This is a genomic window from Methanofollis ethanolicus (genome assembly GCF_001571385.1).
Taxonomy (GTDB): domain Archaea; phylum Halobacteriota; class Methanomicrobia; order Methanomicrobiales; family Methanofollaceae; genus Methanofollis; species Methanofollis ethanolicus.
The window spans coordinates 472,073-483,693 of the sequence record NZ_BCNW01000001.1 but is presented as its reverse complement, the minus strand read 5'-3'; the positions used below and the strand labels follow the sequence as shown (position 1 = coordinate 483,693).

The window sequence follows — 11,621 nt, the reverse complement described above, 5'->3', positions numbered from 1 at the left end:
CCACCTTTTATGAAGAGGACCCTGAATCGTCCTCTCCCGTGTCCATTTTCCGGTAAGACGTTTTTTCCAGTTCCTCGGGCGTGAAGATGACGGAGCAATCCCCCGCGCCGCCTATCGCCATGGCACTGCTTCCTGGCTCGCTCGCCGAGGCCTCGTCGGGGATAGCGACCTTGCAGAAGGAGAAATAGTAGACCTGCGACGGCGCCCGGGTCGACCTGGTGACGCCCGCCGCCATCAAGCCGGTGATGAAGGAGAGGATAACACGCGAAACGGCCTATGTCTGAGCCCACCGGAGAGTCGTACGATCCCATTCCCCTGTCCTGCCGACAATTGCATCCCACAACGCAAAGATTGATAGTTCCGTCCCGCCGATCATCTGCATAATTCCCGGAGAGGTACACCATGAGCGGTATCGAAGCGGACGTCAGGGAGATCAAGGAGAGCATCAGGGTGCTCACCGAAAAGCTGGACGAACTCCTCCAGGAGAGGGAGACCGCAGCAATGATGAAACTCTCGGAGCGGTCGCTCTCCGCATTCCTGGAGGAGGAGCCCGACCTCTATACCGTCAGGGACCTGAAGGTCGTGTACCGATGAAAGGAAAGATCGTCCTGATACCCTTCCCTTTCACCGACCTCACCGCGGCAAAACTGCGTCCGGCACTCGTCCTCCACGAAGGGGACCGCGACGTCGTTCTCGCATTCATCTCATCAAAAATTCCTGCCAGAGCGGGTCGGGCAGAGATCATCGTCACCACGTCACACGCAGGCTTCTCGAAAAGCGGCCTGAAGGTCAATTCGGTGATCAGGCTGGACAAGATCGCAACAGTCCTGAAAGACCTGATGGTCGGCGAACTTGGAGAACTCGACGACGACCTCAGGGACGAGGTCAATGCTAAACTCGCCGCTCTTTTCACGATCTGATCCGCGGCGAAGAGATCCCGACCAATAAAAATTCTACCAAAAATACAAACGACCAAGACTTACGCCAGAGATCCTCTCATCCGCCCCACACCCCACAACATTTATCCCGCTCCCCCGCCGATCACCCCTCATGCACTCCCGGTCGACCGTCCTCGCCACCCTTGCAGACCTCAAGGACGAGCTCGCGACCCGCTTCCACGTCGCGAAGATCGGCGTCTTCGGGTCGGTCTCCCGCGGCGAGCAGACGCCGGAGAGCGACATCGACATCCTGGTCGAGTTCTCCAGGCCGGTCGGTTTTTTCACCTTCATGGAGCTGGAGGCGTTCCTCTCCGAACAGCTCGGCGCCCGGGTCGACCTGGTGACACCCGCCGCCATCAAGCCGGTGATGAGGGAGAGGATAGGACGCGAGACGGCCTATGTCTGAGCCCGATCCCCTCCTCTATTGTCATGACATTCTCGAAGCCATCGACCGCATAGAACGCTATACAGGCTCGATCACTCTCGACGATTTTCTCGGAGATACAAAGACTCAGGACGCCGTCATACGAAACCTCGAAATCATCGGGGAGGCGGTGAAGAATCTCCCGGCCGATTTCAGGGAGGCGCACCCCGGGGTGGAGTGGCGGGCCGTCGCGGGGATGCGGGACAAACTCATCCACCATTACTTCGGTGTCGACATGAGGATCATCTGGGAGACGACCCGCACCGACCTCCCGCATTTCAGGAAACAGATCGAGACGATCCTCGGAGAGATATCGTAAGACCGGCGAAGTTTCACACGTTTCATCGAGGGGATGAACTGCCCGATCGCGTATCAAAAATGTATACGGCCGTATACAAAATGTGTTCAATGGGGAGACAGTTCACGATCATTCCGGCGATCCGACCAGGACACAAAACGTGATCGCCGCCCCGGCAGGATCAATTCTGGAGAGGACAGATCATGACCGGCATCGAAGCGGACGTCAGGGAGGTCGAAGGCGAGCACGATCCCGCTGTCCGGAAAAGTTCGGCAAACCTGACCGCCGCGTAGACCGGGAACGTCGAGGACCCCATGATGACTCCAGAATAGCCGATATTGCGGATAATAGCCCTAGATAGAGCGGAATTATCGATAATAACTCCCTCCCGGACATTCGTTGAGACAGCATCTTTATCAACGGAAAAATCGCATTAATATCATGCAAAAATCGTCGATTTCATTCCTGATTCTGCTTGTTCTCGGCCTGTTTCTTGTAACAGCCGGGTGCACACAGAACCAGCCCGGCGTGGCCACTCCAACGCCGGGAAGTACTGACATTCAGCAGGAGAACTACACCTCCAATGAAACGCTCGTCGCCTTCGTTGAGAGTGCAGCCGCCTATGTGAAAGCAAACGGCAAAGAGAAAGCTCTTGCAGAATTTAACAACCCGAATGGTTCATTTGTCAGGGGCGAACTCTATATCTACGCCTACGACTTCAACGGCACGACCCTCGCCCACCCGGTCAATCCCGAGAAGGTCGGAGTAAACCGTATGGATGAGGGAGAGACAGGGACATTCCTCCGGGGTACCATCGATGCAGTCAGGAATGGAAGCGGGTTTTACCCGATAAAGTATGTCAATCCCACACACAACCGGACGCTCGAATCAAAACTGGTGTATGGTGTGAAGATCGATGATGACTGGTGGCTTGGTTCCGGAATATACACCGGCCCGGTAAACCAGTCTCCAGTGCAGTAACGATTTTTCCCACCGGCATCCGCCCCGGACAGTGTCCGGACCCGGGGCGGAATAACAACCGGGACATCTATTTTAACCCCGGTTAAGTCAGGCTTAAGACCCCCGTCGCCGACGGAGAGGCATGCACAGCACGAAAAAAATACACGGCAGCCTTCACGATCCCCCGTGCGCCAACACCAGACCCGGGAAGACCGCCGCGTCTCCGTCGACCGGAGACACCCCGGCTCAGGCCCTTGCCGCCCTGTTCTCCGGCGGCGTGGTGGAGGTGCGGGCGCTCGGGGACTATGCGACGCACTCCGGCTACTTCGACGACTTCGCAAGACTCGCCGCGTGTGCGGAGGCACTCGACACCGACCCGGAGGTCCGCGGGATCTACGTCACCCTGAACGAGGTGGACCCCGCCCTCCTGGCCCGGCGGGCGAACAGGGTGAAGATGCGGCTAACCCGTTCCGACGCCACGACCTCGGACGCCGACATCGTGCGCCGCCGCTGGTTGCCTGTCGACCTCGACCCGGTGCGGCCGGGCGGGGTGTCGTCGACGGAGGAGGAGCACGCCGCCGCCCTCAGGCGGGCGGACGCGATCGCCCGCTGGCTCGACGAGCAGGGGTTCCCCGAACCCATACGCGCCGACTCCGGGAACGGGGCCCATCTCCTCTACGCGGTCGACCTCCCGAACGACGACGGGGGACTCGTCAAAGGGGTGCTCGCCACCCTCGACGCGTTGTTCTCCGACGAAAAAGTCACCGTCGACACCGCGAACGCGAACGCCGCACGGATCTGGAAACTCTACGGCACCTGCTCGCGCAAAGGGGACAACACGGCGGAGCGACCGCACAGGCGGGCGAAGCTCCTCTCGGTGCCGGAGCACGCGGAGATCGTCACGGCCGACAAACTTCGACAGATCGCCACCCGCCTCCCCACCGAGGCCCCGACACCGCCGACAGGGGGGAAGATCGACCTTGCAACATGGCTTTCGGAGCACGGCCTCGCCGTGCGTTCCACCCGCCCCTGGCAGGGCGGCACCCTCCACGTCCTCGCCGACTGCCCCTTCTCGACCGCCCACCGTGACGGCGCCTTCGCCGTCCAGTTCCCGAACGGTGCGGTCCATGCCGGGTGCCACCACGCGAGTTGCGGCGGCGGGAAGCAGAGGTGGCCGGAACTGCGGGCCATGCACGAGCCGAAGAAAAAGCGGAAGGAGGCGCCGCCACCGAACCCTCCGGCGCCCGACCCTGCATATCGCGAGAAGGCCCTCGCCATCCTGGAGGACGGCGACCCGATCGCCTTCCTCCTCGACACCTTCCACCGGGAACACGTCGGCGACACCATCGTCGCCGAGTGCCTGATCATGTCGGTCGCCTCGCAGTCTGTCGAGAACACGAACGGCCTCCACGTCGCCATCTCCGGGAACTCCGGCAAGGGCAAGACCCATGCCTGCACCACCATGCTCACCCTCATCCCGGAAACCTTCAGGCTCACGGGCACCGTCTCCGACAAGGCCCTCTACTACCACGACTCCCTGCGGCCGGGCACCGTCTTCCTCTTCGACGACGTCTCCCTCTCCGACGACATGCAGGAACTCCTGAAGAGCGCCACCGCCGGTTTCCGGGAACCCATCGAGCACCGCACCCTCACCACCGAAAGGCGCCTGCGTGTCTGCACCATCCCGGAGAGGTGCGTCTGGTGGCTCGCGAAAGTGGAGAGTGTCGGCGACGACCAGGTGATGAACCGCATGCTCACCGTCTGGATCGACGACTCGAAGGAACAGGACGAGAGGGTGCTCGCCCACATGAAGATGGCCGAGGCAGAGCGCCGCGGCGACGACGAGGACGCCGACGTCCATGTCTGCCGCGCCATCTGGGAGATCGTCAAGGAACAGACCTACCACGTCCGCATCCCCTTCTCGACGCGGATCTCTTTCCGGACCGCGAGGAATCGCCGGAACCCGGCCATGCTCTTCGACCTTATCAAGGCCTCCGCCCTCCTCCACGCCTGCCGGCGGGACCGGGACGAGGACGGGAGCCTCATCGCCGACCGCGAGGACTTCGCCTATGCCCGCAGGCTGTTCCTTGCGATCAACGGCGACACCGGCGGGCAGGAGACGAAGCTGACCAGGAACGAGGCGGCGGCCCTGGAGACCGTTAAAACAATGGGCTGGAACGCGTTCACGGTCCATATGTTGCAGGAGACCCTCGGCCTCTCGTACCAGCAGACCTACCGCCTGCTCCACGGCTACACGAACAGCAGGGCGACCCATGCCGGCATCCTGGACAAGTGCCCGGCCGTGAGCCTCATCGACGCCACGGTAGCCGAGGAGCGTTTCGGTATCGAGATGAAAAGGCGGGAGCATTATTTTTCGTTCGACCACCGGGCCTACCGCGACTGGATGGCAAAAGCGGATGTCTGGATCGACGATGACCCCGACCCTTCCACCTTCGCGCCCGGTTTGCACCAGGGCGGTGGAAATGATCCGGCCGCAGAAGGGGAGCGTTCCTGAGGTGTATCTGCGTACAGAGTATAGAGAGAGAAGTGTGTACAGATACCCGGGGAAATTTACACACGATCCGGAGAACATACGGCACGCCCGCGGGAGTGGCGTATGGTGCTGCGATACGCGGGCTGGTGCAAACGTCGGCGGGCACCCGGCGTGCACGGCCCCGTTGCCTGATCAACGGCTGCCGGCGACGGATCTCCCCGGTGCAATACCGGCGCGAAGGAGAGAAAACAGGTGCAATGGTGCAAAACCCCGCCGGAAAAGGAGAGGCACGCCGATCATGTTCGACCGGCGGAAACAACAAAAAAAGGGGGCCTGGCATTCCCCCGCGACGTTCAGGCGTCGACCCGTACGAACTTAGAGGGCACACCCGCAGACCAGATATCGTACCTGGCAACCTGCATCCACCTGTATGCATCGCCGTCGGCCTTCACCGACCAGAAACCATAGTGTGCGGTCGACCGATCGCCGGCCTCGTCAAGGTCAACCTTTGCACACAATTTTCCGCTGAACATAGCCGTAGTACCTGTTAAAGCAGCTTTCAACTCAGACGGATCCTTAGAATCGGTCTGGGTTTCGGTCAGTGCGACAATCCAGAGCGTATCGTACGATGCCAGGCCGGAACCGTCGGGCTGCCGTCCCAGGCGGCCCTGGATCGTCTGGAGGGTGTCCTTCCAGGAGGCACTGACGCGAGTGGTCCAGAACGTCGGGGCGGTGAAGTTCGTCTGCGCCGCAAAGCGGGCCGCATCCCCCGGCCTCGTCAGCGTTTCGAGAAGGATGTTGCCGTCGCACCCGTACCACCTGACCTGCGTGAGGTTCTCCGTTTCTGCCGCGGCCGCCATGATCGCCGACACCTCTTCGATGGTGACTGCATAGACGCCGACCTTCTCTGCGCCATGCGTTGCAATGGCCTCGCCGACCTCGCGATCGAGTGCCGCAATCACGCCGGTGTAGTCCTTCGAACCCGGCGTATACCTGACCCCGTCGAGGACCGTGCCGTTCCTGGTCTTGAACGCCGTCGCCGTCAGGATCTGGAGTTCGTCGCCCCAGATGTCGCCGCGCCAGACCGGGACGATTGCCGCGATCCCGTCCTCTTCCAGGCACCGTGCCATCGCATCGGCCTGGCAGGTGTCAGGCGGCACGAACCGGAAGATGGTGTCACCGGCAATCGCAAGTGACGGCGCCGTGCTCATGGTGCTGGCGATCAGGATCCCGTGCTCGTCGGCATAGGTGCGGATCGCCTCCAGTTCGGCACTGGAACCCGGCCCGATGACGGTCCTGATCCCCTGTTCGTCGAACGCCTTCACCTTTTCAAGGGCAACGGCGGGATCGGTCGCCGTGTCCTCGACGACAAGCCGTACCCGGTGGTCAGACCCGATCGAAAGGAAGTACTCGTTGATATCCTCGGCGGCAACCTCCAGGGCGACGCGGCATGCCTCGCCGCCCTCCGCAGAGTCGCCGGTGAGCGGCAGGAGGACTCCGACGACGTTCACCTGTACGACGACGTTCTCCTGCATACTCCCCTCTGCAACGGAGGGGTTCGCCGTCCCCGTACATCCACAGGCGAAGATGATCGCTCCCAGAATGATGAGAGTGATTGCTGATTTGCCTGATTCCATACGTATTTTCCGCATATAAACGATTTAATTATTACTATCCTGTATCTGGCGCCCATGAGGGATTTTTTCGAGACGTCATCATACACATCGGGCGCCCATCCCCGTGGGGCATGCCAGAAGATAATTATGCTCGCGGGTCTCCCCTTCCCGTATGATGACCACCCATCCCCCCATCGACCTGCAGGCGATCGCACGGGAGGCCATGCAGGAGTACGGGTTCAAACCCCGGTTCCCCCCGGCCGTCGAGAGGGAGGTCGAGGCGATCGCAGCGCCGGCCGTGCCGCACGGCGTCCGCGACCTCTCGTCCCTCCTCTGGTCGTCCATCGACAACATCGACTCCCTGGACCTCGACCAGATCGAGTGCTGCGAACGCACAGGCCGCGGCGAGATCCGTGTGCGGGTGGCGATCGCCGACGTCGACGCCTCCGTGCCGAGGGGGTCGGCGGCCGATCGGCACGCCGCCCATAACGGCACCTCGGTCTACACCGGGGTCGAGACCTTCCCCATGCTCCCGGACCGTCTCTCGAAGGGGATCACCTCGCTCCTCCCCGGCCAGGCCCGCCTCGCGGTCGTCATCGAGTACACCGTCCGCCCGGACGGGAGCACCCGGCCCGGCGGGATCTCCCGGGCGGTCGTCCGCAACAGGGCGAAACTCGTCTACGAGGAGGTCGGGGACTGGCTGGAAGGCGTTGGAGATCCGCCCGCAATTTTCGCCGACGTCCCCGGCCTGGAGGAGCAGGTCCGCATGCAGGACGAGGCGGCCCGGAGACTGAGACGACACAGGATGGAGCAGGGGGCCCTCGACCTCGAAACCATCGAGGCGGCGCCGGTGATGGAGGAGGGAAGGGTGACCGACCTCGTCGTCCCGCGGCAGAACGCGGCCCGGCGCCTCATCGAGGAGTTCATGATCGGGGCGAACGGGGCGGTGGTGGAGTACCTGGGCAGGGCCGGGGTCCCCATGGTCCAGAGGGTCGTCCTGACGCCGAAGAACTGGGACGGGATCGTGGCGACAGCCGCGGATTACGGCTGGCGCCTCCCGAAGAAACCCAGCGCGAAGGCCCTCTCGACATTTCTCCTCCGGCGGAAGACGGCCGACCCCGAACGCTTCCCCGACCTCTCCCTGACGATCGTGAAACTCATCGGCCACGGCATCTACCTGCCCCTCGACCCCGGCGAACCGCCATACGGCCACTTCGGCCTCGCGGTCACCGACTACACCCACGGCACCGCCCCGAACAGGCGCTACGTCGACGTGATCATTCAGAGGCAGGTGAAGGCGGCCCTCCGGGAAGAGGGGACCCCATACACCCGCGACGATCTGGAAAGCCTCGCCGCATGGCTGACCGACAGGGAGAGGGCGTCCGAGAAGGTGGAGAGGTTCATGCGCAAGGCCGCGGCCGCGGTGCTCCTGGAGGACCGGATCGGCGAGACCTTCGACGCCCTCGTCACCGGTGCCTCGGAGAAAGGGACGTACGTCAGGATTGTCTCGCCCCCCATCGAAGGGCGGGTCATGGAGGGCGAGGAGGGCCTCTCCGTCGGCCGGAAGGTCCGCGTCCGCCTGGTACGCACCGACCCGTACAGGGGCTACATCGACTTCGAGAGGGTGTGAGGGCGAAAGCCCCAAATACCGCCCCCGCCCTCCCCCCTCCTATGGACATCTCCCCCGCCATCCTCGAAGAAGTTCGCCGCCGCCAGGCCGCGGTCGAGAGGACGTACTCCCCTTATGCCGCACAGAACACCTCAGCCATCAGGAAGAGGGGCGCAAGAGCGGAGGAACCCGTCATCCGCCCGCCCTTCTCCCTCATCGACAACGACCACATCACCCACCGCGTCCTCCACGTGCAACTCGTCTCCAAGGTCGCCCGCACCATCGGCCGGGCCCTCGGCCTCAACGAAGACCTGATCGAGGCCGTCGCCCTCGGCCACGACATCGGGCACGTCCCCTTCGGGCACACGGGGGAGGAGTGCCTCGACGCGATCTGCCGGCGGGCGGGGGTCGGCGCCTTCAGGCACAACGTGCAGAGCGTCCAGTTCCTCGACGTCATCGAAGACCTGGACCTCACCCTCCAGACCCTGGACGGCGTCCTCTGCCACGACGGCGAGAGTTTCGTCGGCCGCCTCGTCCCGGCAGGGCCCCTCACGCCGGCGTCCCTCAAATCGAAATGCGAGGAGATCCGGGGAGGGGAGTCCGTCCTCCCGTCCACAATGGAGGGGTGCGTCGTCAGGGCTGCGGACGTCATCGCCTACCTCGGCCGCGACCTCCAGGACGCGATCGAGGTCGGGCTGATCGACGCGGACGACGAGGACCTGGCGACGACCTGCCGGGAGACCTTCGGGATAGACGATTATCGGACGATCACCAGGACGGCCATCGACACCCTCATCAAAGATCTCATCACGGAAAGTTTCGGGAAGGAGGAGGTCACCTTCTCGGACGACGCAGCCGAAGGGGTGAAACAGATGCAAAGGTTCAGCATCGACCGCGTCTACAACCACCCGCGGCTCACCTCGCAGAAGGCGAAGATCAGGAGGATGTTCGCCGCCCTCTTCGAGCACTACGCCGCCGACCTCGCGGAGGAGAAGAGGGACTCGCCCATCTACACCGACTACCTCGACGCCCCCTGGGTCTCGCGGGAGTACCGGGAAGAGGCGAGCGAGGGGGAGAAGGTGCGGGACTTCATCGCCGGGATGACAGACCGCTACTTCGCCGAGAGTTTCCGGGCGGTCGTCCTGCCCGAGAGGGTCAGGGGGACGTACAGGGCGGAGTGAAGGCATGTCACAATAGCACGGAATGCGCAATTGTGATGCCATTATGGATACATACTTCATTTTTGTGGCAAAAAAGTAATACCAACAATACCAAAGGTAGGAGTATGGCACTCACCGACCGACCTCCCACCCTTCCGTTCACGGCCATCATCGGCCAGGACCAGATGAAACTCGCCCTCATTCTCAATGCCATCAACCCGCGGGTCGGCGGCGTGCTGATCCGGGGGGAGAAAGGGACAGCGAAGTCCACCGCCGTCCGCGCACTCTCCGGGGTCCTGCCCCAGATCGCCGTCGTGCAGGGGTGCCCCTTCTCCTGCGACCCGGACGACCCTGCCGGATTCTGCCCGACCTGCGCCGGGAAACTTCGCGAGACCGGCGGCCTCGAACGGTCGGAACGCCGGGTCAGGGTCGTCACCCTCCCCCTCGGCGCCACCGAAGACCGGGTCGTCGGGACTCTCGACCTCGAACGGGCGATCCGCGAGGGCGTGGCCGCCCTCGAACCCGGCGTGCTCGCCGACGCCCACCGCGGCATCCTCTACATCGACGAGGTGAACCTCCTCGACGACCATATCGTCGACGTCCTCCTGGACGCGGCGGCAATGGGCGTCAACACGGTCGAGCGCGAGGGGATCTCCGTCACCCACCCCGCCCGCTTCATGCTCGTCGGGACGATGAACCCGGAGGAGGGGGAACTCAGGCCCCAGTTGCTCGACCGCTTCGGCCTGATGGTCACTGTCGAAGGCTTCACCGACCCCGACGCCAGGATGGCGGTCATCGCCGCCGCCGAGGCCTGGGACCGTGACCCCGCAGCGATGGCAGCGTCATGCGCCCCGGCGCAGGACGACCTCAGGGCGGCGATCGTGCGGGCCAGGACGCTCCTGCCCGGCGTCACGATCGACGACCGCCTCGTCCGCACCGTCGTCGAGGCCTGCATCTCCCTCGGGATCACCACCCACCGCGCCGAGATCACGGTCGTCAGGGCGGCCCGGACGATCGCGGCTTTCCGGGGGCGGGAGACCGTCCTCCCGGCCGACGTCCGTGAGGCGATGGCCCTCGCCCTCCCCCACAGGATGCGGAGAAAACCCTTCGAAGAGCCGGAGATCGACCCGCAGACCCTCGACGACATGGTGCCCGACCGCGACGACCAGAGACCGCAGGACAGCCGCGACGAGACTGGCGGCGGCGGCGAGGGCGACGCCGTCCCCCCGCCCGACGGCGGCAGGACGGAGACAAAGGGCATCGGCGCCCCGATCGCAACAGACCCGGTCTGGAAGGAGACCACGCCCGACCGGACCCTCAGGAAGACCGCACGCGGCCGAAGGATTGCCACGCCGACAGAGGACCGCCGCGGCCGCCGGACCACCGTCACCACGACCGACACCTGGCGCGACCTCGCCCTCGACGCCACCCTCAGGGCGGCCGCACCCGCACAGCGGTTCAGAAAGCCCGGCCCCGGTCTCGCCGTCACCGTCCTCCCGCAGGACCTCAGGAAGGCCGGACGGACGGGCAGGGCAGAGGTCGCCTGCGTCTTCGTCGTCGATGCAAGCGGTTCGATGGGTGCGGAGAAAAGAATGGAATGCGCGAAGGGCGCCGTCTTCTCTCTCCTGGAAGACGCGTACGTCCACCGCGACCGCGTCGGCCTCGTCGCCTTCAGGGGGACGGACGCCGACCTCGTCCTCCCCCTCTCCCGGAGCGTCGACCTTGCCTACCACCGCCTCGCCGAAATCCCGACAGGCGGGCGGACCCCCCTCGCTGCGGGCCTTGCAAAAGGGATGGAGGTCCTCCAGAGGGAGAAGAGGAAACGCCGCGAGGTGATCCCCCTGATGATGCTCATCTCCGACGGCCGGGCAAACAGCGGGACAGGGCCGGTCAGGGAGGAACTCGCCCGCGTCTCCGGCGAGATCGCGGGCGCCGGCATCAGGACAGTCGTCATCGACACGGAGGCGGTGGAGAGCGGGCGGCCCCTCACCCTCGGCTACTGCCGCGAGGTCGCGGAGATGTGCGGGGGGCGGTACTATGCCCTCTCCGACCTCTCCACCGGCGAGATCGAGACGATCGCCCGGTACGAGGGCGGGCGACTCTTCGAGACGTGACGCCCCCC

The 11,621-nt window shown here is 64.0% G+C and carries 11 protein-coding genes; 9 read left to right on the top strand and 2 right to left on the bottom strand.

The features are described from left to right. Positions 1–7: 7 nt before the first annotated feature. Positions 8–235, bottom strand: coding sequence for a hypothetical protein (locus MEFOE_RS02510; protein ID WP_067047796.1), 228 nt, complete (start codon positions 233–235; stop codon positions 8–10). A 167-nt stretch (positions 236–402) separates the two neighbouring features. Between MEFOE_RS02510 and MEFOE_RS02505 the strand changes: the two genes are divergently transcribed. The 6 genes from MEFOE_RS02505 to MEFOE_RS02480 all read left to right on the top strand — a co-directional run bounded on the left by MEFOE_RS02505 (position 403) and on the right by MEFOE_RS02480 (position 5,135). Next, on the top strand, positions 403–594 hold the full coding sequence (locus MEFOE_RS02505; RefSeq protein WP_067047789.1) for a hypothetical protein: 192 nt from the start codon (positions 403–405) through the stop codon (positions 592–594). Further along, a complete protein-coding gene (locus MEFOE_RS02500) occupies positions 591–920 on the top strand; it encodes a type II toxin-antitoxin system PemK/MazF family toxin (protein ID WP_067047785.1) in 330 nt (109 codons plus the stop codon). Before MEFOE_RS02505 ends, MEFOE_RS02500 begins: the two co-directional genes overlap by 4 nt. Positions 921–1,050: 130 nt before the next feature. Beyond that, positions 1,051–1,344 carry a nucleotidyltransferase family protein gene (locus MEFOE_RS02495; RefSeq protein ID WP_067047782.1) on the top strand — a complete coding sequence of 98 codons (294 nt, stop codon included), beginning with the start codon at positions 1,051–1,053 and terminating at the stop codon, positions 1,342–1,344. After that, entirely contained in the window at positions 1,337–1,681 is a 345-nt protein-coding gene (locus MEFOE_RS02490; RefSeq protein WP_067047779.1) for a HepT-like ribonuclease domain-containing protein, read from the top strand. The genes MEFOE_RS02495 and MEFOE_RS02490 overlap by 8 nt, the downstream gene beginning before the upstream one ends. A 420-nt stretch (positions 1,682–2,101) precedes the next feature. Next, complete coding sequence (locus MEFOE_RS02485) at positions 2,102–2,641, top strand: cache domain-containing protein (RefSeq protein WP_067047776.1); 540 nt, start codon at positions 2,102–2,104, stop codon at positions 2,639–2,641. 121 nt (positions 2,642–2,762) lie between these two features. Continuing rightward, entirely contained in the window at positions 2,763–5,135 is a 2,373-nt protein-coding gene (locus MEFOE_RS02480) for a hypothetical protein (protein WP_394326507.1), read from the top strand. 332 nt (positions 5,136–5,467) lie between these two features. Here MEFOE_RS02480 and MEFOE_RS02475 read toward each other — a convergent pair whose 3' ends face one another. Beyond that, entirely contained in the window at positions 5,468–6,751 is a 1,284-nt protein-coding gene (locus MEFOE_RS02475) for an ABC transporter substrate-binding protein (RefSeq protein WP_067047768.1), read from the bottom strand. A 154-nt stretch (positions 6,752–6,905) separates the two neighbouring features. Here MEFOE_RS02475 and MEFOE_RS02470 point away from each other — a divergent pair, with 154 nt between their 5' ends. From MEFOE_RS02470 to MEFOE_RS02460, 3 genes are all read left to right on the top strand, one after another. Beyond that, positions 6,906–8,360 carry an RNB domain-containing ribonuclease gene (locus tag MEFOE_RS02470; RefSeq protein WP_067052854.1) on the top strand — a complete coding sequence of 485 codons (1,455 nt, stop codon included), beginning with the start codon at positions 6,906–6,908 and terminating at the stop codon, positions 8,358–8,360. Between the two features lie 41 nt (positions 8,361–8,401). Beyond that, on the top strand, positions 8,402–9,520 hold the full coding sequence (locus MEFOE_RS02465) for a deoxyguanosinetriphosphate triphosphohydrolase family protein (RefSeq protein ID WP_067047765.1): 1,119 nt from the start codon (positions 8,402–8,404) through the stop codon (positions 9,518–9,520). A 104-nt stretch (positions 9,521–9,624) separates the two neighbouring features. Next, positions 9,625–11,613 (top strand): magnesium chelatase subunit D family protein, encoded by a 1,989-nt coding sequence (locus MEFOE_RS02460; RefSeq protein WP_067047762.1) that lies wholly within the window; start codon positions 9,625–9,627, stop codon positions 11,611–11,613. The last annotated feature ends 8 nt before the right edge of the window (positions 11,614–11,621 follow it).